19 protein-coding genes, 1 pseudogene and 1 CRISPR repeat array (1 of these 21 only partly in view) are annotated in these 22746 nt (G+C 39.2%); of the genes and pseudogenes, 5 read left to right on the plus strand and 15 right to left on the minus strand.

What is annotated here, in order from left to right:
- The 14 genes and pseudogenes from NHH15_RS06200 to NHH15_RS06265 all read right to left on the minus strand — a co-directional run.
- A pseudogene (locus NHH15_RS06200) lies at positions 1-202 on the minus strand (ATPase); the annotation flags it as partial.
- 77 nt (positions 203-279) lie between these two features.
- Complete coding sequence (gene uraA / locus NHH15_RS06205; RefSeq protein WP_262065795.1) at positions 280-1539, minus strand: uracil permease; 1260 nt, start codon at positions 1537-1539, stop codon at positions 280-282.
- 20 nt (positions 1540-1559) lie between these two features.
- The gene (locus NHH15_RS06210) at positions 1560-2528 is read right to left on the minus strand and encodes a Gfo/Idh/MocA family protein (protein WP_262065796.1); all 969 of its coding nucleotides are present in this window, start codon (positions 2526-2528) and stop codon (positions 1560-1562) included.
- A 12-nt stretch (positions 2529-2540) separates the two neighbouring features.
- Positions 2541-3596 (minus strand): galactose ABC transporter substrate-binding protein, encoded by a 1056-nt coding sequence (locus NHH15_RS06215; protein ID WP_262065797.1) that lies wholly within the window; start codon positions 3594-3596, stop codon positions 2541-2543.
- Between the two features lie 20 nt (positions 3597-3616).
- Positions 3617-4588 carry a sugar ABC transporter substrate-binding protein gene (locus NHH15_RS06220; protein ID WP_262065798.1) on the minus strand — a complete coding sequence of 324 codons (972 nt, stop codon included), beginning with the start codon at positions 4586-4588 and terminating at the stop codon, positions 3617-3619.
- Entirely contained in the window at positions 4578-6404 is a 1827-nt protein-coding gene (locus NHH15_RS06225; RefSeq protein ID WP_262065799.1) for a sensor histidine kinase, read from the minus strand. The genes NHH15_RS06220 and NHH15_RS06225 overlap by 11 nt, the downstream gene beginning before the upstream one ends.
- Entirely contained in the window at positions 6401-8029 is a 1629-nt protein-coding gene (locus NHH15_RS06230; protein ID WP_262065800.1) for a response regulator, read from the minus strand. The genes NHH15_RS06225 and NHH15_RS06230 overlap by 4 nt, the downstream gene beginning before the upstream one ends.
- A gap of 99 nt (positions 8030-8128) precedes the next feature.
- Positions 8129-9358 (minus strand): galactose/methyl galactoside ABC transporter permease MglC, encoded by a 1230-nt coding sequence (mglC, locus tag NHH15_RS06235; RefSeq protein ID WP_262065801.1) that lies wholly within the window; start codon positions 9356-9358, stop codon positions 8129-8131.
- A 24-nt stretch (positions 9359-9382) separates the two neighbouring features.
- Positions 9383-10879 carry a sugar ABC transporter ATP-binding protein gene (locus tag NHH15_RS06240; RefSeq protein WP_262065802.1) on the minus strand — a complete coding sequence of 499 codons (1497 nt, stop codon included), beginning with the start codon at positions 10877-10879 and terminating at the stop codon, positions 9383-9385.
- Positions 10880-10945: 66 nt separating this feature from the next.
- Positions 10946-12025, minus strand: a complete 1080-nt coding sequence (locus tag NHH15_RS06245; RefSeq protein WP_262065803.1) for a galactose ABC transporter substrate-binding protein — start codon at positions 12023-12025, stop codon at positions 10946-10948.
- A gap of 201 nt (positions 12026-12226) precedes the next feature.
- A complete protein-coding gene (locus tag NHH15_RS06250; protein WP_262065804.1) occupies positions 12227-12916 on the minus strand; it encodes an MIP family channel protein in 690 nt (229 codons plus the stop codon).
- Positions 12917-12952: 36 nt separating this feature from the next.
- Positions 12953-13681 (minus strand): amino acid ABC transporter ATP-binding protein, encoded by a 729-nt coding sequence (locus NHH15_RS06255; protein ID WP_262065805.1) that lies wholly within the window; start codon positions 13679-13681, stop codon positions 12953-12955.
- Positions 13650-14327, minus strand: coding sequence for an amino acid ABC transporter permease (locus NHH15_RS06260; protein ID WP_262065806.1), 678 nt, complete (start codon positions 14325-14327; stop codon positions 13650-13652). Before NHH15_RS06260 ends, NHH15_RS06255 begins: the two co-directional genes overlap by 32 nt.
- A gap of 22 nt (positions 14328-14349) precedes the next feature.
- Positions 14350-15129, minus strand: coding sequence for a transporter substrate-binding domain-containing protein (locus NHH15_RS06265; protein WP_262065899.1), 780 nt, complete (start codon positions 15127-15129; stop codon positions 14350-14352).
- Positions 15130-15310: 181 nt separating this feature from the next.
- On the opposite strand from NHH15_RS06265, the gene NHH15_RS06270 reads away from it, so the two are divergent.
- The 5 genes from NHH15_RS06270 to NHH15_RS06290 all read left to right on the plus strand — a co-directional run bounded on the left by NHH15_RS06270 (position 15311) and on the right by NHH15_RS06290 (position 20611).
- Positions 15311-15985: a response regulator transcription factor gene (locus tag NHH15_RS06270; RefSeq protein ID WP_262065807.1), complete on the plus strand. Its 675-nt coding sequence runs from the start codon at positions 15311-15313 to the stop codon at positions 15983-15985.
- Positions 15982-17232 carry a sensor histidine kinase gene (locus tag NHH15_RS06275; protein ID WP_262065808.1) on the plus strand — a complete coding sequence of 417 codons (1251 nt, stop codon included), beginning with the start codon at positions 15982-15984 and terminating at the stop codon, positions 17230-17232. Before NHH15_RS06270 ends, NHH15_RS06275 begins: the two co-directional genes overlap by 4 nt.
- Before the next feature lie 137 nt (positions 17233-17369).
- Positions 17370-18089 carry a polyphosphate polymerase domain-containing protein gene (locus tag NHH15_RS06280; protein WP_262065809.1) on the plus strand — a complete coding sequence of 240 codons (720 nt, stop codon included), beginning with the start codon at positions 17370-17372 and terminating at the stop codon, positions 18087-18089.
- Entirely contained in the window at positions 18082-18777 is a 696-nt protein-coding gene (locus tag NHH15_RS06285; RefSeq protein WP_262065810.1) for a DUF4956 domain-containing protein, read from the plus strand. The genes NHH15_RS06280 and NHH15_RS06285 overlap by 8 nt, the downstream gene beginning before the upstream one ends.
- Positions 18778-18790: 13 nt before the next feature.
- The gene (locus NHH15_RS06290) at positions 18791-20611 is read left to right on the plus strand and encodes a carbohydrate-binding domain-containing protein (protein WP_262065811.1); all 1821 of its coding nucleotides are present in this window, start codon (positions 18791-18793) and stop codon (positions 20609-20611) included.
- A gap of 362 nt (positions 20612-20973) precedes the next feature.
- On the opposite strand, the gene NHH15_RS06300 is transcribed toward NHH15_RS06290, so the two are convergent.
- A complete protein-coding gene (locus tag NHH15_RS06300; RefSeq protein ID WP_262065812.1) occupies positions 20974-22377 on the minus strand; it encodes a glycosyltransferase family 2 protein in 1404 nt (467 codons plus the stop codon).
- Between the two features lie 190 nt (positions 22378-22567).
- Positions 22568-22746: a CRISPR direct-repeat array (repeat unit 33 nt; unit sequence ATTTCAATCCACGTCCCTCATTCGAGGAACGAC) (it continues 1121 nt past the right edge of the window).

The following is a 22746-nucleotide window of genomic DNA, read 5'->3' on the forward strand; positions in this document are numbered from 1 at the left end:
GGTAGCTTTCCTGTAACCCTTTATGGATTTCCTCCAGACTATAGGTCCAAAGGCCATCCACCAATTGATTTTCCCACTCATAGCTTCCCGAGGCTAAGGGAGTTGCTTTTTGATCAATTAGAACTGCTTTGATTCTTGTGGAGCCGAATTCGATTCCCAGGGATACTTTTCCCATTTCAATGATTTGTTTTACGCCATCCATGATTTTTTCTCCTTCTTCATGCTAAATTACCATCATTATACAACAGAAGCGAGCTTTTTTAAAGTTGTTTTATAAAATTAGTTATCGTAATCGTTTGTGAGTTGAAATTTATCAAGTACATGGAAAATAGAGCTTAACACCATTCCCACAACGCTTGCAAGAACCATTCCCTTTAATTCCACATTTCCCAGTGAAATGGCAACCCCTGATAAACCAACAACAAAGATAACCGATGTGAGAATCAGATTTTGTGATTTTGAATAATCCACCTTTGCATCTACTAAAATTCGAATTCCTGAGGCTCCTATCATTCCATAGAGCAAAAAAGAAATCCCACCAATTACTGGCCCCGGTATGGTTTGAATCAGCATAGATAACTTGCCAATAAAAGAAGATACAATGGATAAAACTGCTGCACCGGCAATGACTCGTACACTATATACCTTTGTAACCGCCATAACTCCAATATTTTCTCCATAGGTTGTGGTTGGCACTGATCCAATTAATCCTGAAATCATTGTAGAGAAGTTGTCTCCAAACAAGGAACGATGGAGCCCCGGCTCTTTCAGCAAATCTTTTCCTACAATCTTACTCGTCACGACTTGATGACCGATATGCTCGGAAGTAATGACTAAAATAACAGGCAGAATAATTAGAATTGCCTCTAAATCAAATTTTGCAGGCTGGAAATTTGGAAGTGCAAAAATTGGTGCTTTAATCACTTTCGTAAAGTCCACCACACCACACAAAAGAGCCGCAATATATCCTGCTACGACTGCAATTAAAATGGGGATAACCGATAGAAATTTACGAAATAGTATGGAACCAAAAACGGCTGTTCCTAAAGTCACAATAAACACAATAATATTCTTTCCATTGATTTTTTCATCTAAAAGACCTGCTGTAGAAGCTGCTGTTCCAGCCAATTCCAATCCAATAAGAGCTACCACAGGTCCCATTGCTGCCGATGGAAGAACCACATTAATCCAGTCTGTACCAAACTTGTAAACAATTCCAGCTAGTATACAGCCAACAAATCCAACCGCTACGAAGCCACCCTGGGCATACTCATATCCCATCTTATCAATAACAATAGCTGCCGGCCCTAAGAATGCAAAGCTGGAACCTAAATACGCTGGTGCCTTTCCCTTTGTTACGAAAATAAACAGTAAGGTTCCCACACCGTTCATAAACAATACAATTGCCGGATTAATTCCCAACACAAAAGGAACCAAGACCGATGCCCCAAACATGGCAAACATATGCTGTATGCTTAGGGGAATCAAAAGCTTTGCTGGTACCTTGTCTTCCACTTGGATAATTTTTCTCTCACTCATTCTCTTTTTCTCCTCAGTTTTTATTCAAAGGGGTATTTAATTCCCCATTGTTTTCTCATCTCATCCATAACTGCCATCATATAAACAGATTGATCCAGAGGTGCTTCTTCACACTCTGTTTTCCCTTCTTCAATCGCTTTTTTTGCTGCTAAAACTTCATATTCATAACCGCTAATCTGCTCCGGTGCAAGAATTTCCTCTACCAATTCTCTTTCCGGATTATAGATTTCAATCACATCTACATTATTAATATTTTTTGCAATCAAATATCCCTTCGTTCCATGGACAATACCATATTGCTCTGTTGCTTCCAAAATACTACTATGTAAAATTGCCATTTTTCCTTCGGGATACTTTAAAATCATTGCATTAGCCGCATCAATGCCTGTATCTGCTTTTGTACAGGTGGAAATGATCTCTTCAATAGCGTCACCTAAAATCATACTTGCAAAGGTCAGAGGATAAATACCAACGTCTAATAACGCTCCCCCGGCAAGTTTTGGATCCATAATCCTTGGCTTATGTTGTACATCATATCCTAAATTAGCTGTTATACTAATCACTTCACCAATTTTTCCAGCTCCAATAGCATTGTCTATTAGTTTTCTGGAAGGCATATATCTGGTCCATATGGCCTCTGCCATAAAGACCTTTTCCTGACGTGCCAATGCAACAATCTCTTCCGCCTGCTTTTTATTTACCATAAAAGACTTTTCACATAAAACTGGTTTCTTATTCAGAATACATAGTTTTGCATTCTCAAAGTGTTCCGAATGAGGCGTTGCAATATAAATCAAATCCACCTTTTCATCCTGGACCATCTCCTCATAAGAGCCATAGGCCTTTTGAAATCCATACGCTTCTTTAAATTCCTCTGCTTTTTCTATGCTTCGAGATACAATAGCGTAACAGCTCGCCTCTGTCATTTCCTTTAATGTATTTGCCATTTTTACAGCAATACCTCCGGCACCCATAATTCCAACTCGCATTTTGTAACCTCCTTATTCACCTATATACTCGTTTACATTGTCTTGATTTACCATATGCTGGCTGATTCTCTCGTCCCTGCCTTTTATTCCCGGTCTGATTTCCTTAACCTTTTGATTCAGCGCCTCTGCACAAGCAATATCCAGTACTGCTTCTGCCTGTCCCTTTGCATCGTTTTTTACCGTTCCTAGCATCTCTGATTTTTGAACCATCTCCAAGCCTTCTTTGATTCCATCCGTCCCAACAACTTGAGGTTTCTTGGTAAACACCTCGCGATTCTCATTAATAGCCTCTATTGCACCAATGGCCATGTCATCATTGTTGCTCACAACCAGCTCCATCTCGTCTCCAAACCGACCAATCCATTCCAGCATTGTTGCATAGGCCATATTTCTCATCCAATTTGCCGTGATAATATCTAAGCGCTCCATCGGAATTCCAGCATCTGTGATTGTTTTAATTGTATACTCTGTTCGTATCATAGAATCCTGATGCCCTTGGTCACCTTCCAACAAAACGTATTGGATTTTTCCATCGCCGTTCTTATCAAAAAGCTCCGGATTTTTCTGATAAGCTTCTACCACGACCTGTCCTTCCAGCTCGCCTGCTTCCTTCGCATCGCTCCCAACATAGTAAACTTTATCCCATAGATCCAAATCTGCCTGCACGGGCTCACGATTAAAGAATACCAAGGGAACCTCTGCTTCTTTTGCTTTGTTCACAATAACAGAAGCTACCGTTCGATCCACCAGATTCACACAAATAGCATCGTACTCTTTTTGAATAAAATCATCCACTTGATCCGTCTGACTGCTTTGGTTCTTCTTTGCATCCGCCATTGTCAAAACAATTTTCCGGCCAATCTCTTTTTCCTTTTCCTTTACCGCGTCCTCCATATAGCTATAAAGGGAAGTAATGAACGCATCATCACCTCTATAGATTGTGACTCCGATTCGGATACTTTTTTCCTTCTCACTTTCACTTTGCTTTCTGTTGCTGCAAGCGCAAAGTCCCAAAATCAGTACCAACACAATACCTATACGAGCTCCTCTAATACAATACCTTCTCATAAGCACTCCTTTTTAAACATTTATTGAACAAAGGGAAATAGTAAACGTTGATTTTTCGTTGTGTATATATTGTTTGTATTGATAATTGTATAATCCACCTTTTCATTCGTGGTGGGCTTGTCATTTAAAAGATTTACACTTTGTAAAACACCAAGATAACCAATTCCATATTCATCCGTTACGGCCACATAATCAATAACCCCTTCTTCTATATAAGAAATAATCTGGTTTGATTTTCCATATCCAAATACTTTGATAACCCGTTGGTCATCTTGCTCTTTTACGAACTTACCTACTTTCTCCAGAGCCTCAATACCAAGTGCTAAAATAACCTCACCCTTTTCTTCTTTTACACTTTCTATCGTGCTGTGAATGTAGGAGATTCTGTCTTCTGTGTAGGGAATCACCTCCACCTCAACCCCCTTATCCTCTATCGTCATGGAGGTTCCTTCGTAAATCTCTTTAATATCCTCATAAGCAAAGTTTTCTTTTACAACATAAACCTTTTTCAACTTATAATTCTTTGCCATGATATTGATTAATTCATTCCCTATTTCCTGATAATTCGTATACACGCAAGGGATTTTTTCATTGATTTGTGACAGTTCCTTCCCATTCAGCTCCACAATCGGTATGGTGTCTGCCAATTGATTGATTTCCTCTAAAAGATTTTCCTCTAAAAGAGGCTCAATAATGATTGCATCCACCCCATCCTTTATTTCTCTTTCAATGAGGTCAAGCTGCTCCGCCTCTGTAATTGATTTCCCATAAGAGATGGTACGAATCTCAATTCCCAAATCCTTCGATGCCTGCTCCATTCCCATCTTAACAGAATTCTGACTTTCTTCAAGATTACTTTCTCTACAAATATAAGAAATTTGATACACCTTTCTTTTTCTGTTCGCTTCTGCATCCTTATATACAACAAAGAATCCCACAAGAGCCAGTACCAAAATCAGAAGAGTAGGTATGATTACTTTTTTACTTTTCATATCGGTTCCCCGCCCTTTCTTCAAATTCCTCCAGCGTAAGCTTTGGCAAATGTACTTGCACCAAAGTTCCCTCATCTGGCTCACTAAAAACCGTTAGTCCGTACTCTTGACCCACATATAGATGGATTCGTTCCCGCACATTAGCAATTCCAATACCTGATCCCTTTTCTCTGGTGGACCTTAATGTTCCTTGATTAATCTCTTCCACCATTTCTTCCTGCATGCCAGGGCCATTGTCCTCAACATCTATATACAAACCATCTTCCTTTTCATAAACATTAATGTCTATTACCCCTTCTCCATCCATGTATTCCATTCCGTGATAAATCGCGTTTTCTACAATGGGCTGAATAATCAATTTAATCGTTCCACAAAGCAAAAGTTCCTCTTTTACATTAATATGATAAACAAACTTATTTTTGTAACGTACATTCTGAATAATGAGATAGTTTTCAACATGCTGCAGTTCCCCGCCGATGGTAATAATGTTTTTTCCCTTGCTTAAACTAATCCTAAAGAGCTTCGCCAATGCAGTAATCATAACGATGGCGCCTTCGTACCGTTCATTTTCAATCATCCATACAACGGAATCCAGGGTATTATACAAAAAATGTGGATTAATTTGCGACTGAAGGGCATCCATTTCACTGATTCTTTTTCCTTCCTGCTCTTTGACAATATCATCCATTAGACGTTTCATATTGTCTACCATAGATTGAAGGGTTTTCCCCAAATGGCGCACCTCATAGCTGCCGGAAATACTGATTCTGGTATCCAGACGCATATTTTCTATTTCCTGAACCGACTTTTCCAGTTTTTTGATTGGCGTCGACACTCTGGAAGATACAAATAAGTTGATGAAAAACAACAGAATCATACCTACAATTACAACCAGCCAAATGATATAGGTGTTTTTTGTATAAATACTCGCAAAATCAGAAACCGGGGATACCCCTACAATCTTCCATCCTGTATATCCTACTGTCTTGATGGTAATTTGTCTCTCTTCCCCTTGAAAGGTTTCCATATGGGTGCCATCCGAATATTGGGCTGCTTCCTTCGCATTTTCTTCAATAATATTTCCATAAATCAATTGTTGCCGGGGATGATAAATGATTTCCCCTTTATCATCCACTATATAAACGTAACCAGACTCTCCAAAATCTACATTTTTACAGATTTGTTCAATCCCACTAAAATTCATATTTACTAAAATTACCCCCGGCTGGGTATTTCCATCTACCGTAAGCTCAACTGACCGGCTCAGGGATACGACCCAATGGTAGACATTGTCTGGATTGATGAAAATTTTCTCTACATGAGGCGTCGAGAAGTGAACATTTTCTATCTGGCTACTCGCTTTTTTAAACCACTCTTCTTCATTTGGAAGAGCCCTTTTCTTAAGCTTTGAAAAAGGCTGTCCTGCAACAACCTTCCCTTCTCCATCAAACACACTCATACTTACCAAAGATGATTCTTGAGAATCGTATAGCAAACGCATGGAGTCCGTTACCATTCTCAAATCATCCTTTCCAAAATCAGTATTCTTTATAATTCCATAATAAAATGTATTGGATAAGCTCATCATATTGTGGAGATAATTATTAAGATTTAGGTTCATCTGATTTAATGTATTGGTATTATTTTTTTCTGTTAATTGATTTGCTGCTTCCTTATACTGTCTTGAAAATCCAATTCCAATCCCAAAAATAATCACAATCGCAACAAAGGTAAAGGATAATGATAGTATAAACTGCATGCTTCTTTTCTGATAGGTTTTCTTTAGCCCTTCAAAAGTCCGTGGGAGATTTTTCATTCGCCTTCTCTCCTTCGATATTTAGACGGGGACATACCTACGCTTTTTTTAAAAACATAGCTAAAGTAATTCGCTTCTGTATACCCCACTTTGGTAGCAATCATATATGTCTTATCTTCTGTTGTATCTAAAAGATGCTTTGCTTCTTTCATTCGCAGCTCTGTTAAATAAGTGATAAAGTTTTCCTTTGTCTCTTTCTTAAAAATCGTCGAAAAATAGGCCGGGCTCACTCCCAATTCTTCACAGATTATCTCAACCGAAAGTGAACTTTCCCGAAAATGTACTTCTGCATACTGCTTTGCTCTTAAAACCAGCGCTTTTCCAGTATTTGCTCTGCCTGTTTGCAGTAAGTTTCCTATTTTATGGCACACTTCCTTTAGCCAGTCTCGAATATACTCGATTGAATGTCCTTCTAATATTCTGGAAATATAGCCTTCCTCTTCTCCAAATACAGACTCATACTCCACCCGGTAAGAGTTTGCAACTTTTAGAACAGCGGTAATAATCTCCAACATATATGTTTGATACTGATAGTAAGGCATTCTTGCTTCCTTTAATTTTCCAAAAAACACATCCAGCATAGAGTCCATTGTCTTAAGGTCATTATTTTTGATTGCTGCAATCAAGTTACGCTCATCGAATTCATCAAATTCAATTCGAGCCTTCTCCTCCTGGGATAGAATATCCTTGCTATAAAAAGCAAAATCCCCTGCTTCCCCTAAAAGGGTGCTATACTCCAGGGCATACAGTGCTTCCTTATAGCTGTACTTTATTTCACTCCAGCCTTCTTTTAAACCACCTACCCCTGCTGTCACATGAACTCCAGTGATTTTTCTGCTTTCCTTGCATATGTGATTCATTATTTCGATAAAAAGTGTGATTTTTGAATCCCATTCCATTCCTGCAGCCACAACAACCTGATCTCGATAATGGAAACTGATAAAATCAAATTTATCCCGTAATATTTCATCTGTCGATTGTCTCAAGGAAATTGGAATCAATTCCTCCTTCCCATAGAAAATACTTTCCTCGCCCCCTTGCAGTGAGGAATTTTCATAGGACAGCACAGCGACACATTTGTAACGTCCTCTTAAGTCACCTACATAAGTCTGCTCTTTTTCCTTCAGCTCCTCCAAGGAAAGAACCCCTTCCATTGCATTCACTAAAAACCGTTCCCGCAGCGTACTAAAGCTCTCTTCATATACCATTCGCAGACGATCAATATCTCTTTTGTAGGCAATTTCCTCATCCATTCGTGTCTTTAACTTTCTCAGAGACTCTTCCAAAGATACCGAGGATACCGGTTTTAAAATATATTCCTCCACACCATAGTTAATTGCCTTTTGTGCATATTCAAAATCGTCAAATCCTGAGAAAACAATTATTTTGACTCCAGGTAATATCTTAACCACCCGCTCAATTAGCTCAAGCCCGTTCATAAATGGCATCTTAATATCCGTTAGAATCACATCGGGCATAATCTGACCCACAAGCTCCAAGGCCTCTACCCCATTCTCAGCTACACCTGCCACAGAAAATCCCAATTCGTTCCAACTGATTTTTTTCTCCATTCCCTCTCTGATTTCAAGTTCATCATCTACTAAAAGAACCTTGTATAAGTTCATAGACTGCCCCTCTCTTTTTCATGGCGAAAAATGCTATAATCAACCCAATTTCAGTTAATTATAGCATTTTTTATTTTCTCTCACAACCAAAGGTCTGCTTTATTTCTTTCTGTATTTGGAAAGATCTATCGCTACCGCTACTGCGATAATAAGACCTTTTATAATCTGCTGCCACATCGGACTAACTGCGATAAACTGCAAGCCATATTGAATAACGGTAAAGATTAATACACCACTTACAATTCCACTTACTTTACCAACTCCACCATTCAATGACACACCACCAACAACGCAGGCTGCAATGGCATCTGTTTCGTAGCCCATACCATAGTTATTTGTGGCTCCTGCCGTTCTTGCTGCTTCCAGAACACCAGCAATACCATACATTACAGAAGCTAATGTAAAGATTCCAATGATTGTTTTAAAAACATTTACTCCTGATACAATAGCTGCCTCCCGGTTTCCTCCGATTGCATATACATTCTTACCAAAAACCGTCTTATTTAAAATAAACCAAATTAGAACAATGAACAATAATGCAATGGGAATCAAGATTGAGATTCCTGGGAAATCACCTATCTTAAATAACTTTGTCTGAGCAATCGCTGTAAAATCCTTTCTTACGCCACCAATTGGCTGGGATTTGTTTGGCGGCAAATCAAAGTAAAGAGATGCTGCACCGTAAACAATCAATTGTACTGCCAAAGTTGCAATAAAGGGATGCATGTCATAACGAGCTACCAAAAAACCATTAAAAGCTCCGAATATAGCGCAGGCTGCTACTGCCGCAATAATTGGTATAATCGGATGTAAGTGTGGTAGATTTGGAAAGAATCGATTTCCATAGGTTGCCGTCTGCAGCATAGAAGTTACTACTACTGCCGCTAACCCAACCATACGTCCTGCTGACAGGTCTGTACCTGCGATTAAAAGAGCGAAACATATCCCAAGTGCAACTACCATTTTAATGGAGGACTGGGTCATAATATCTAATAAAACATTAAGCTGCATAAATCTTGGCTGAATAATCATAATGACAATAACCATAATAATCAGCGCCAACATGATTGCATTGTTTGTCAAGAAACTCTGAGCCGTTCTCGATGAAAGCTCTACATCTACACCCTTGTATTGGCGTCCTGTCAGCTGACGAATACCATAAAGGAGTAAAGCGCCTCCAACTAAAGCAACATACATACCCAAGTCATAATATACTCTTGGATTTAAAAAATAATATAGGATAAGGCCTAGGACCAAAGTTACACCACCTAAAATTGTAAAAACCATTCCATAAGACTTGCGGGCAACCATTTTTCCTGATTTACTCATATCTTTACCTCACTTTCTTCTCTCTTACATAAACTTCGTAGCATAGTTCATGACCTTAACAGAGTCTGCTTCATTTGAATCTAAAAATCCAGTTACTCTGCCTTCACACATTACCATAATTCGATCAGACATTCCTAAAAGCTCCGGCATCTCTGAGGAAATCATAATGATTGATTTTCCAGCTGCTGCCAGTCGATGTATAATCGTATAGATTTCATATTTGGCACCAACATCAATTCCTCGTGTTGGCTCATCCAGAATCAGAATATCCGGCTCTGTAAGAAGCCATCTTGCCAGAAGAACCTTCTGCTGGTTTCCTCCTGAAAGGTTCTGGATTAGTTCGTCCAAATTTGGTGTTTTCGTACGAAGTTCTTTATTTGATTCTGACGCTGCTTTGTAGCGTTTTCTATCATTTAAAATCCCGATATGGGCATATTTTCTTTGATCAACAATAACGGTATTGTCCAGAACTGAGAGTACCCCAAAGATTCCCGTTGCTCTTCGTTCTTCTGTTAATAACGCTATCTTATTTGCAATTGCATCCCTTGGTGTTTTTATTTTAAAGTTTTTACCATCTTTCTCAATACTACCCTCTTCAATATCACGAAGCCCAAATATTGCTTCTACCAGCTCCGTTCTCTGGGCACCAACCAGACCACCTATCCCAAGAACTTCTCCCCTTTTCAGTTCAAAGCTGACATCTCTAAAAGACTTCGGTATAGGAGACGTTAGTCCCTCCACTTTCAGAACCACCTCATCACTGGGTTCATATTCCTTTGGCGGAAAACGATTGGTCATATCCCTGCCAACCATCCTGCTAATGATTAAATCCGTTGTTAATTCTGCTGCATCCCAGGTACCAACGTATTTACCATCCCTCATAATAGATACCTCATCTGATATCTTTAAAATTTCTTCCATCTTATGAGAAATATAAATAATTGCACACCCTTGGTCTCTTAATTGATTAATGATTTTAAACAGATGTGCGGTTTCATTCTCTGTAAGAGATGAAGTCGGTTCATCCATAATAATAATCTTTGATTTGTAGCTTACTGCTTTTGCAATCTCTACCAGCTGCAAATTCGATGCAGAAAGCTGTCCTGCCAATACCAGTGGATCAATTTCCAACTCCACCTGCTTGAACAATTCCTTGGTGCTTTTATACATCTTCTTTTTATCAACAGCAATCCCTCTCATCGGGAACCTGCCAAGCCAAATATTTTCCATGACAGGACGAAACCTGATTGGATGCAATTCCTGGTGAATCATAGAAATTCCCAAATCCAATGCCTGCTTGGAGTTCATAATCTTCTCTTCTTTTCCATCTAAAATGATTTCTCCTGCATCTTCATGATAAATTCCAAAAAGACATTTCATTAATGTGGATTTTCCGGCACCATTTTCTCCCATCAATGCATGTACGCTTCCCGGCCTCACCTTTATGGTAACGTCATCAAGAGCCTTAACTCCTGGAAACTCCTTCACAATATGGTTCATTTCCAGTATATATTCACCCATGCCATCATCCTCCTTCTTACAATAAGGGGTGGTTTTTGCCACCCCTTAAAACTCTAATCCAATTGTCTATAGATAATCTTCGTAATTATCAGCAGTTACTTTCACATAGTCAATCCAGATATATTTTCCGTCTGTTACAGGGTAACCTACGTTTTCTTCATTAATTTCTTTACCTTCTTGAGCAGCCATACAAACCTTGATTGTTGCTTTTCCTTGGTTTTCAGCATCATTTAATACTGTTCCAAGTAAAGAACCATCTTTCATTGCTTCAAGAGCTGGAGCAGTTGCATCTACACCAACAACTGGAATGTAGTTTGCTTTGTCTTCTGGATCTTTGTTGTATCCTTCTGCCTTTAATGCTTCAATTGCACCAAGTGCCATGTCGTCGTTGTTACAAAGAACTGCTTCAATTTTATCTAATCCTTGACCTGTGATGAATGCTTTCATAAGGTCTGTTGCTTTTGCTTTATCCCAGTTTGCAACGTCTGTAGCAAGCTGCTCTGTTTCAAATCCTGCTTCTTCAAGAGCCTTAACAGAGTACTCTGTACGAAGTGTTGCATCCTGATGTCCTTGCTCACCTTGAATCATAACGTATTGGATTTTACCATCACCATTTTTATCAGCATCTTTATTTTCTGTGAAATAGTCGGCAATAATTTCTCCTGATAATGTACCTGATTGTTCTGCCTTTGCACCAACATACCAAACCTTATCATAAGAATTCATATCTTCTGCCTCTGGTTCACGGTTTAAGAAAACGATTGGAAGATCTTTGTCTTTTGCCTTTTCAATAATTGGACCAGCTGCAGTACGGTCTACTGGATTAATTGCCAATGCATTTACACCCTTTGTGATAAAAGTGTCTACCTGTTCGTTTTGTGTTGCCTGCTTATTCTGAGAGTCTACAAGTTCCAGCTCTGCTCCGTCTTCTTTTGCCTGGGTAGTCATAGAATCACGTACCCCAGTCATAAAGGTATCATCAAACTTGTAAATTGCAGAACCGATTAGTACTTCCTCAGCCGCATCTGTTCCACCGTCACCTTCTGAAGACCCACTATCTGCCTTTCTACAACCTGTTGCCATTCCTGCTACCATAATTACCGCAAGAGCGGATGCTAAAATACGAGCTACTTTCTTGTTCTTCATATTCTGTTTCCTCCTTGTATGAATACTGTTTGTTCTAATTAGAAGTATAGGAGAAATCGTTTTTAAAATATATATAATATTCTTTTATGAACCATGGATTTTTTTATATACCCTGTATGATTTATACATATTTACATGTGTTTGTTTGTGTTATTTGCACAAAAAAGAAGACCCCGAAGAGTCTTCTATAAAAATCCTGTCTTATTTTCCGTCTAATACATATTTGTGTACAATGGCAGCTACTGCTCCACCTACAAGTGGTGCCAAAATAAAAAGCCAAACCTGTGACAGTGCCAATCCGCCACCTACAAGAGCTGGTCCAAGACTTCTGGCTGGGTTAACAGAAGTTCCCGTGAAAGGAATTCCAAGAATATGAATCAAGGTAAGTGTTAAACCAATTACCAAACCAACTACTGCTGTGTTTTCTGTCTTCGATGTTACGCCTAAAATCAATAATACGAATACAAATGTTAATACTACTTCTACTAAGAACGCAGTTCCAGCACCGGTTCCAAGGGCACTTGCTTCTCCGTATCCATTGGTTCCAAGAGCTGCATTACTTCCAAAAAACACGACTAAGATTCCTGCTCCTGCAATTGCTCCTAAGCACTGTGCAACTACGTATCCAACAAAGTCTTTTACGTTCATTCTTCCTGCAACCAGCATTCCAATTGATACTGCCGGATTAATATGGCAGCCTGACACGTTTCCAATAGAGTAAGCCATTGCTACAATGGATAAACCAAAAGCAAAAGCAATTAAAAGCGTGGACATTGCTAACGGAATCTCCGCCCCATTGTTTGCCACAAGGGTATTTGCTGCTACTGCACTTCCGCAGCCAAAAATAACTAATACTGCCGTTCCTATAAATTCTGCTATATATTTCTTCATCGTCTCTCACATCTCCTCATCATTTTTATTCAACAACTATAATACCATATTTAAAAAGTTTTTCGTTCTCTCGTTTTGCGGATCTCCAAAAACATCCATTGGATTCCCCTGCTCAACAATTACACCTTCATCCATAAAGATGACACGGTCTGCTACTTCTCTTGCAAATCCCATTTCATGGGTTACAATCACCATTGTCATCCCATCCTTGGCAAGCTTTTTAATAACATTTAATACTTCTCCAACCATTTCTGGATCAAGAGCCGAGGTAGGCTCATCAAAAAGCATGATATCCGGATTCATCGCCAGGGCTCTTGCAATTGCAACTCTTTGCTGCTGTCCGCCTGAAAGGTTTGCCGGATATTCATCATACTTTTCTCCTAAATCCACCATTTCAAGGAGCTCTTTCGCCCGAACTGCCGCTTCATCTTTTGTCATCTTCTTAAGCTGTACTGGTGCCATCATAATATTCTGCGCTACCGTCAAATGGGGAAACAGATTAAATTGCTGAAACACCATTCCAATATTTTCACGCAGCTTATTGATATTTGCTTTCTTATCTGTAATGGAAGCGCCATCTACAACGATTTCTCCATCTGTAATTTCTTCCAGCTGGTTGATGCAGCGAAGGAAGGTTGATTTTCCTGAACCGGAAGGGCCAATCAGACAAACCACTTCTCCTTCTGCAACATCTAAATCAATCCCTCTTAAAACTTCAAGTTTTTCAAAATATTTATGCAGATTGCGAACTTTTACTTTTTCCATTTGACAACCTCCTTTCAATTACCTGGGAGATTTTGGTAAGAATAAAGATTACAATAAAGTACAAAATTGCAACCATTCCATAAATCTCAAATCCTCTGAAGTTACGAGCTACGATTATGTTTGCAGTCTTCATAAGCTCAGGCGCTCCGATTACTGAAATAATAGTCGTGTCCTTCAGGGTAATAATAAACTGATTGACAACGGATGGAATTACGATTCGTACTGCCTGTGGCAACACTACCTTAATCATTGCCTTACTATAGGATAGACCTAAGCTTCTTGCCGCTTCCATCTGCCCTTTGTTTACTGCATTAATACCACTTCTGAAAATCTCAGACAGATAGGCTCCTGCATTTAAACTCAGTACAATAATTCCTGCCGTTGTATTCGTCATGGTAATTCCTATCCCCTGAGAAATTCCAAAGTAGAGGAAATAAGCCTGTACCAAAAGAGGCGTGCCTCTGATTATATCAACGTAAATAGTTGCAATAGCCCGCAATACCTTCAATTTTGAAATCTTAAAAAAACAAGCGATCATTCCAAGAATTATACCGAAGAAAAGTGCAGCAACGGTAAGAAAAAGTGTTGTTCTCATCCCATCTGCAAATCTTGGAAGACTTTGCATAAATAACTCAAAAAAATCCATGTTGTACCTCTATACCTTCTGACTATTCTGCAATGTATGTATCCAGAATCTCGTCATATTCTCCGCTTTCTTTCAAATTTTTAAGACCTTCGTTGAACATCTTTAAAAGCTCCGCATTTTCACCCTTCTTCACTGCAAATCCATAAGAAGAACCTTGCTCTTTTTCTGTAACGATCTTCAACTCGAGTCCTTGAGAGATTCCATATCCAAGTACTGGATAATCTTCAAAACAAGCTACAGAATTACCTGTTGCAACTTCTTGATACATAGCATTTGAGTCGTCAAATACTACTGTTTCAAATCCGTATTCGTCCTTAATGCTTTCTGCAAATGTTGAGCCTTCTGTACCGGTTTTAATTGCAACTTTCTTTCCTTTTAAATCATCATAAGATTTAATATCTGAATCCTTTGCAACTCCCATTACAACACCGGAATCAAAGTATGCTTCAGAGAAATCGAATTTTTCTTTTCTTTCATCTGTGATAGACATTCCAGCAATAACTCCATCTGCTTGTCCAGACTCAACTGCTTGTACTGCTGCATTAAATCCAAGAACCTGTAAATCTACTTCAAACCCTTGGTCTTCTGCGATTTTATTTAATAAGTCCATATCGATTCCAACGAAGTTCCCTTCTTCATCTTCGAACTCAAAGGGTGCAAAAGTTGTATCCGTAGCAATTTTATATGTAGTAGCACCTCCGGCTGCCCCATCTTCTTTCGAACTTTCCTCTTCCTTGTTTCCGCATGCTGCTAAAGATCCCACTAAAGCAATGGCAAGCAAAACCGCGAATAATGATTTCATTTTTTTCATAGTAAAACTCCTCTCTATTTTCATTCTGGTTACAGATATACTAGAATATTATACATTTTTTGGGATAACTATACAAGATGAAAATTGCTCATTCATTTTTAACTCTATTTAATGTTTTCCGATTATGATATAGTTAATTTATTATTAACCGAATTCATTTTGGAGGAAACCTATGCGCTTATTACTTGCTGAGGACGAGAAAGCTTTGTCCAAAGTCCTTGTTGCAATTTTGGAACGAAATAATTATTCTGTTGATCCTGTGTACGATGGTCAGGCAGCTTTAGAGTATCTCAAGGCTGATAATTACGATGGAGTCATTTTGGATATCATGATGCCCAAAATAGATGGACTAACCGTTCTCAAAACAATTCGCGAAAGCGGAAACCTTATCCCTGTTCTGCTTCTGACAGCAAAATCAGAAATTGATGATAAGGTTCTAGGTCTTGATACTGGCGCCAATGACTATCTGACAAAACCTTTTAATTCCAAGGAATTGCTTGCTCGCATTCGGGCAATGACACGTACTCAGACAACACAAGCAAACTCACAACTTCAGGTTGGAAATGTCACCTTGGATTGCGCTACTTTTGAACTGTCCACCCCCAGTGGCAGCTTTCGTTTAGCCAATAAAGAGTTTCAAATGCTGGAGCTCCTCATGAGCAACCCACAAAACCTTATTCCTTCCGAGCGTTTTATGGAAAAGATATGGGGATTTGACAGCGAAGCAGAAATTAATGTTGTATGGGTATATATTTCCTATTTAAGAAAAAAACTAACGGCTTTACATGGCAATATCCAAATTAAATCAAACCGTAATTTGGGCTATTCACTGGAGGAAATTAAATGATTAAAAAGCTACGCATCAAATTTATTATCGTCTCCATGGCCTCCCTTTTTATCGTCCTCTTTCTTATCATGAGTACCATTAGTTTTCTAAATTACCGTGAAGTTGTGACAAATGCTGATAGCACTTTATCTATACTCGCAAAAAATGATGGTGAATTCCCAGATATGGGTCCAAATGCAAAAGAACCTTTGTCCCCTGACGGACATCCTCAAAAAGGAAATCCCCTTTCACCCGAACTCCCCTTTGAGTCGCGTTATTTTTCCGTTCTTTTAAACGAAAAAGGTGATGCCATTCATACAAATACCGGTAAAATTGCAGCCGTTGATACTGCCACAGCCATTGCATGCGCAAATACAGTCTGGAAAAAAGGACATACACATGGATTTCTCGACAATTATCGCTATATCTCATACGTCTCTGGTTCCGATACACATATTATATTTTTAGATTGTGGTCGCAACTTAGATACTCTGCGCACCTTTATTTTCACTGGTATCAGTGTTTCAACCATCGGCTTGCTGGCTGTTTTTTTCCTCATCTTCTTATTATCAGGACATATTATCAAGCCTTTTTCTGAAAATTACGAAAAGCAAAAGCGTTTTATCACCGATGCCGGACACGAGTTAAAGACCCCTTTAACTATTATTAATGCTGATACAGAAGTGTTGAGTATGGACTTTGGTGAAAACGAATGGATCAATGATATTCAGAGCCAAACCAAGCGTTTAACTGACTTAACGAATGATTTAATTCTGCTTTCCCGTATGGAAGAAGAACAGTCTCCGACACAAATGATTGAATTCCCTCTCTCTGATGTCATTGAAGAAACAACAAACTCTTTTCAGGTATTGGCTAAAACCCAGGGAAAAACCATTGATACACAAATTGAACCTTTTATATCTATGTATGGTGATGAGAAAGCCCTCCGTCATTTACTGACCTTATTTTTAGATAATGCAATCAAATACTCAGACCAAAACGGAAAAATCTCTGTCACCTTAAAAAAGCAGAAAAGCCAAATCAAACTATCCATATATAATTCCACTGAATCTATTTCAAGGCAGCAGCTAGATCATCTTTTCGATCGCTTTTATCGTACGGATCAATCCCGCAATTCACAGACTGGTGGCTACGGATTAGGTCTTTCCATTGCCGCAGCAATCGTCAGTGCTCATAAGGGAAAGATTAGTGCATCCACAGAAGACGAGAAATCTCTCTTAATCAAGGTAGTTTTCCCAACAAAATAGACTTCATCCAAAACACCGGGTTCATAAATGGAATCCGGTGTTTTTTTAAGTTCATTTAAAGTTTCTTTTTAAGTTCACTTAGGGTTGAGACTTTATACTACATTCATAAAATAAATAGTATTACAGGAGGAACCTTTATGGCATCACAGATGACCTTTGAACGATATGAACTTAAGTACCTATTAACAAAGCAATCAAAAGAACATATCTTACTGGCAATGAAACCCTATATGGTACTGGATGATTACGGACGAACTACCATACGTAATCTTTATTTTGACACCAGTTCCTTTCGTCTCATTCGACGATCGATTGAAAAACCAGCCTATAAAGAAAAGCTGCGCATACGCAGCTACCAATCCGTTGGACCAAGGGATTTAGTTTTTGTTGAATTGAAAAAGAAATTTAATTCGGTGGTTTATAAACGCCGTTTGGTTTTGCCTGAGCACCAAGCTGCTTCAAGCTTCCATTACAATCGTCCCTTACCAATTCAGTCGCAAATCGCAAATGAAATCGAATACTTTCGCCACTACTACGAGGATTTACACCCCACCGTCTTTATTTCCTATGAACGGGAAGCATATTACTCTTTAGACGGGAGTGATTTTCGTGTTACTTTTGATGAAAATATTCTCTATCGGGATCATGACCTTTCTTTACAGAGTGATGCCTATGGCACCCCTTTGCTTAAAAGAGGACAAACGTTAATGGAAATCAAAACTTCTGGCGGACTCCCTCTTTGGATGAGCCATATATTAACTAAGGAACATACTTTTAAAACTTCATTTTCAAAATACGGTACTGCTTACCAGCAAATGATGCTTGGGAAAGCGAAAGGAGAACTAAACTATGCTTAACAATTTATTTCGAGGAATTTTTGACACCGAAACAACTCACGTAATTGCTGTCTCGCAATTTCTTCTCTGCATCATCTGCGCGCTTGTAATCGGATTAATTTTAGCCTTTTCATATATGTATCATACCCGTTATACCAAAAGCTTTGTGGCCACTTTAGCCCTTCTGCCTGCAGTAGTATGTGTGGTCATTATGATGGTAAATGGCAATGTGGGTACCGGAGTCGCTGTCGCCGGCACATTCAGCCTTGTACGTTTTCGCTCCGTTCCCGGTTCTGCGAAGGAAATAGGAGCCATTTTTTTGGCTATGGGCACCGGCTTAATCATGGGTATGGGCTACATAGGTTATGCCTTTCTTTTCGCCCTGCTCCTTAGTTTAGCCAGTGTTGTATACAGCCATTTAGACTTTGGAACACGTAAGAATTCTGCCCTTTATAAAACACTCAATATAACAATTCCAGAGGATCTTGATTACACTGGTGTATTTGATGAAATACTCAAGAAATATACTTCAGATTATAATCTGATTCAAGTGAAGACAACAAATATGGGAAGTCTCTTTCGCCTGACTTATCACTTAACTCTAAGGAATGCCCATCAAGAAAAAGAACTAATCGATAAACTTCGCTGCCGTAACGGCAACCTGGAAATCAATGTTTCGAAGCAAGAGACTACAATAGGAGAACTTTAAAGGAGGATGTTCAATGAAAAAGAAAATCTTTACCTCTTTGTTACTGTCTAGTGTATTACTGCTATCCGCTTGTAGTACCAAAAGCAGTACAGAGACTACCACTACTGATACCACTGCTCCAGCTACAACAACGGCAGCCAGTGACGATACTACCGGGATGTTTACAGATCGAGACCTGGAGATTGGATATAACGAAGAAACCAGCTCTACCATTACCTTCTCTAATACCAGCGCCTCTTGTGACTCAGATGCCGTTGAAATTTCTGGTAGTAATATTACAATCACAGACGAGGGCACTTACATTCTAACAGGTACATTAGATGATGGAATGATTACCGTTCGTGCAGAAGAAACCGATAAGATTCAACTAGTTTTAGACAATGCCAATATCACTTGCTCAACTTCTGCCCCTCTCTATATTTTGACTGCTGACAAGGTATTTATTACAACTGCAGCCGATACAGAAAATCATTTATCCAATGGTGGTGAATACATTGCCATCGATGACAACAATATTGACGCCGTTATTTTTTCGAAAGAAGATTTAACCTTAAACGGTGCCGGAACCTTAACTCTAAATGCCCCAGTTGGCCATGGTATTGTTTCAAAAGACGATTTGGTTCTCACAAGTGGTACCTACAATATCACCTCTGCCAGTCACGGTCTGTCTGGCAAAAACAGTATCCGTATTGCAAATGGTACTTTTAATATTAATGCTACAAAGGATGGACTTCATGCAGAAAATGCAGATGATCCCAGCTTAGGATTTGTTTATCTGGAAAATGGTACCTTCAATCTTACCGCTGCTGGTGATGGCATAAGTGCAGGCTCTTACTTACAAATCGAGGATGGAGAATATCAGATTGAGGCAGGAGGAGGCAGCGAAAATGCTGCTCCACACAATACACAGGAATTCTCTCGTCCCGACGAGGCTCAGACAGCCGCCACTGAAACGGATGAAAATACCACCAGCACAAAAGGACTTAAGTCCACAACAGACCTTACCATTGCCAGTGGTACCTTCGCAATTAATTCAGCTGATGACAGCTTACACTCAAATGGTAATATCAGTATTAACGGTGGTACCTTTGAACTTCATACCGGCGATGATGGTATGCATGCCGACTCAGCTCTCACCATTTCTGACGGAACCATTAACATACCACAATGTTACGAAGGTCTGGAGGGTCTTAGCATTGATATCAACGGTGGAAATATTACCCTTGTGGCAAGTGATGATGGCCTAAACGCTGCCGGGGGCAATGATAACAGTGGCTTTGCCGGCCCTGGAGGTGATAACTTTGCATCCACAGAAGGTGCTTATCTCAATATTACTGGTGGCACCCTTTCTGTCAACGCCTCTGGCGACGGTTTAGACTCAAATGGTACTTTGACAATTTCTGGCGGTGAAACTTACGTTTCTGGTCCTACGAATGATGGGAACGGTTCTCTTGATTATGATGGAGAAGCATCCATTACTGGAGGAATCCTTATTGCTACTGGAGCATCCGGTATGGCTCAGAACTTTGGCACTGCTTCTACACAAGGAGTCATGATGGTAAATGTAAGCTCTTGTCCTGCCGGCAGTACGGTTACTTTAAGTGACAGCAACGGCAAGGAACTAATTTCCCGTCAAGCTGAAAAAGAGTACTCCAATGTCATTGTGAGTTGCCCTGAGATTACCCAAGGCTCTACCTACACCTTGACCACTAATGATTCTGCCACATCTATCACAATGGATACCCTTGTCTACGGTGAAGGTGGTGGGATGGGCGGTGCTCCCGGCGGTGGCGGTCCTGGCGGCGGTGGCATGGGTATGCAGCCACCACAATAATCAAGACAGATTCATAGCCTCTGGTGTTAAAATGGCTTTCATTCACTTGAAATCCTTTTTTAGCTCCAGAGGCTCTTTTTAGAGGAAACAAAGAACAGTTATCAAATTTCATAAAAGGTAGAATATTTTCGAATTTTACAGAATTGGATAATGGCAACACACTGTTGTCATGATTGATTCGTTAGAACAGTATACTTATGGCGCTGATGCTATCGCTTGTATGAAATCGACCTGTTACAATATGCGTAAGACAGGCTATAGCGTCAATGTCTTATCAGACTGCATTACGAGCTATGATAAAAAGAAGGTGGATGATATGTTATCTTACTATGAAGGAAAGGGGTGTAAGATTGTTCATTCTTTTAACATGAGGCACATCTCTGCTTAACACTTATAAAATCCGAATCATCCGGTAAGATTTGTAAGAATTCATCTGCTGCTTTTTTTGCCATTTCTTTTTTATTATTTGCAATCCAGTATTCTATTAGCAACTTACTAAAATAGATATAGGTGTCGTTGTCCTCTTTCGCTGCTGCCAGTCTTTGTCCTAAAAACAGATACTCTTCCAATAGTTCTTCTGGAAAATCAACCTTCTCCGATTCTTCATAGAAGACGGGCAACGCCTGTTTTGCATCCTTCATTACTTGCATTGTAGTTTGCGGGAATTTAAGTAATAGCTCCGATGAAAGTCCATATAATACGTAGTTCAACTCACATCGAAGGGCCTGTAGAGCTTCGACCTTCTTTTGGTCAATTTCTCTACCCTTTGATTCAATCGTTAATATCCAGTCTTTTAGCTGGTTTATAGATTTCTGAAAGGCTTCCCCTCTGGCAATTGGGCCCTTTAAAAGTTCCTTTGTATACTCATGGGAAAATATATCTATAATTACTTCCAGTTTGCTCTTTTCATCCAATTGGGCATTTACCAACATTCTTGTCGTTTCAACAAGTGCACCACCATATACCTTGAATAGGTAGTTTATATTCTCTTCCGTCACTGCATTATGATTTTCCAAAAACTGCAGATACCGTTTGTGTAGTACCACATCTGATTGCGCTCTTTTGTCTGTCCATATGTAACTCGTGCTTTCCTGGAAAATATAGTATTTGTGAAGGCTTTCATCTAATATGCCAAAGTTTTTAAGTTGGTCATATACTTCAATTGCAAACATTGTGTCAAACCCATAAAAATGTTTTCCCGCCTCAGTAAAATCACAATTTCTAAGCGTAGACGTGCGATAAAGCTTTGCCCATACCGTACGCATAAATTGGTGATACTGAGAAAAATACTTCGAAAAGTCTTCTCCTTCTACCAATATCTTGAGTGGAAATAGCCGTTTACCTACTTCTTGATTGGTATCATGGTATATAAAATCACTGCCACAGGCTGCCATATCTAATTGATAGCGCTCCATAAACTGAATCATCTTTATCAAAAATTCTGGCTTGTATTCATCATCCGCATCCAGGATAAATAAGAAATCTTCTTCACCACTCTTTTTCACGATTTCACCAATTGTTTCAAAAATCGGAAGGGCTTTTTTGGCAACGCGGTGATTTTCTTTATGCAGAATCAGTTCCATTCTCTTATCTTTTTCGGCATATTCTTTATATATCCCGACAGTATCATCTGTGGATCCATCGTCTTCTAGGTATATCTTCATCTCCATTCCTTTGGGAATTTCAATGTTCAATAAGCTATCCAAAGCTCTTCGAAGTGTTTTTGCCCCATTATATGTGCACATTACTGCATGAACTTTAATCATTTTATTCCTCCTTATATCCTATAAATCTACTATAGAATATCGACCTGTATATGGTTTTCATAAGAGGCGGAGGATAAAAATTGTAAACTGCCGTAATCCTGCAAGAGAAGAGAGTTTTTGTTATTACCTCACAAAAGTGATTGGTAATTGTTATAAAATGCTTTGGGTACAATTCCAAATACGCATTAGGATTTCAATCCACGTCCCTCATTCTAGGAACGACATGGTGGAATAGTCTTAACCCTTCCGCCATCTCTATTTCAATCCACGTCCCTCATTCGAGGAACGACCTTTATTCTCCAGTTTCTTTATTCTACTTCCGGATTTCAATCCACGTCCCTCATTCGAGGAACGACTTTGTCTGCGCAA

It is taken from the genome of Aequitasia blattaphilus, from assembly GCF_024721305.1.
GTDB classification, from domain to species: Bacteria; Bacillota; Clostridia; order Lachnospirales; family Lachnospiraceae; genus Aequitasia; species Aequitasia blattaphila.

Excerpts from the sequence above, each read along its gene's own strand:
- uraA (WP_262065795.1), bottom strand. The coding sequence starts at position 1,539 with ATGAGTGAGAGAAAAATTATCCAAGTGGAAGACAAGGTACCAGCAAAG.
- NHH15_RS06210 (WP_262065796.1), bottom strand. The coding sequence starts at position 2,528 with ATGCGAGTTGGAATTATGGGTGCCGGAGGTATTGCTGTAAAAATGGCA.
- NHH15_RS06215 (WP_262065797.1), bottom strand. The coding sequence starts at position 3,596 with ATGAGAAGGTATTGTATTAGAGGAGCTCGTATAGGTATTGTGTTGGTA.
- NHH15_RS06220 (WP_262065798.1), bottom strand. The coding sequence starts at position 4,588 with ATGAAAAGTAAAAAAGTAATCATACCTACTCTTCTGATTTTGGTACTG.
- NHH15_RS06225 (WP_262065799.1), bottom strand. The coding sequence starts at position 6,404 with ATGAAAAATCTCCCACGGACTTTTGAAGGGCTAAAGAAAACCTATCAG.
- NHH15_RS06230 (WP_262065800.1), bottom strand. The coding sequence starts at position 8,029 with ATGAACTTATACAAGGTTCTTTTAGTAGATGATGAACTTGAAATCAGA.
- mglC (WP_262065801.1), bottom strand. The coding sequence starts at position 9,358 with ATGAGTAAATCAGGAAAAATGGTTGCCCGCAAGTCTTATGGAATGGTT.
- NHH15_RS06240 (WP_262065802.1), bottom strand. The coding sequence starts at position 10,879 with ATGGGTGAATATATACTGGAAATGAACCATATTGTGAAGGAGTTTCCA.
- NHH15_RS06245 (WP_262065803.1), bottom strand. The coding sequence starts at position 12,025 with ATGAAGAACAAGAAAGTAGCTCGTATTTTAGCATCCGCTCTTGCGGTA.
- NHH15_RS06250 (WP_262065804.1), bottom strand. The coding sequence starts at position 12,916 with ATGAAGAAATATATAGCAGAATTTATAGGAACGGCAGTATTAGTTATT.
- NHH15_RS06255 (WP_262065805.1), bottom strand. The coding sequence starts at position 13,681 with ATGGAAAAAGTAAAAGTTCGCAATCTGCATAAATATTTTGAAAAACTT.
- NHH15_RS06260 (WP_262065806.1), bottom strand. The coding sequence starts at position 14,327 with ATGGATTTTTTTGAGTTATTTATGCAAAGTCTTCCAAGATTTGCAGAT.
- NHH15_RS06265 (WP_262065899.1), bottom strand. The coding sequence starts at position 15,129 with ATGAAATCATTATTCGCGGTTTTGCTTGCCATTGCTTTAGTGGGATCT.
- NHH15_RS06270 (WP_262065807.1), top strand. The coding sequence starts at position 15,311 with ATGCGCTTATTACTTGCTGAGGACGAGAAAGCTTTGTCCAAAGTCCTT.
- NHH15_RS06275 (WP_262065808.1), top strand. The coding sequence starts at position 15,982 with ATGATTAAAAAGCTACGCATCAAATTTATTATCGTCTCCATGGCCTCC.
- NHH15_RS06280 (WP_262065809.1), top strand. The coding sequence starts at position 17,370 with ATGGCATCACAGATGACCTTTGAACGATATGAACTTAAGTACCTATTA.
- NHH15_RS06285 (WP_262065810.1), top strand. The coding sequence starts at position 18,082 with ATGCTTAACAATTTATTTCGAGGAATTTTTGACACCGAAACAACTCAC.
- NHH15_RS06290 (WP_262065811.1), top strand. The coding sequence starts at position 18,791 with ATGAAAAAGAAAATCTTTACCTCTTTGTTACTGTCTAGTGTATTACTG.
- NHH15_RS06300 (WP_262065812.1), bottom strand. The coding sequence starts at position 22,377 with ATGATTAAAGTTCATGCAGTAATGTGCACATATAATGGGGCAAAAACA.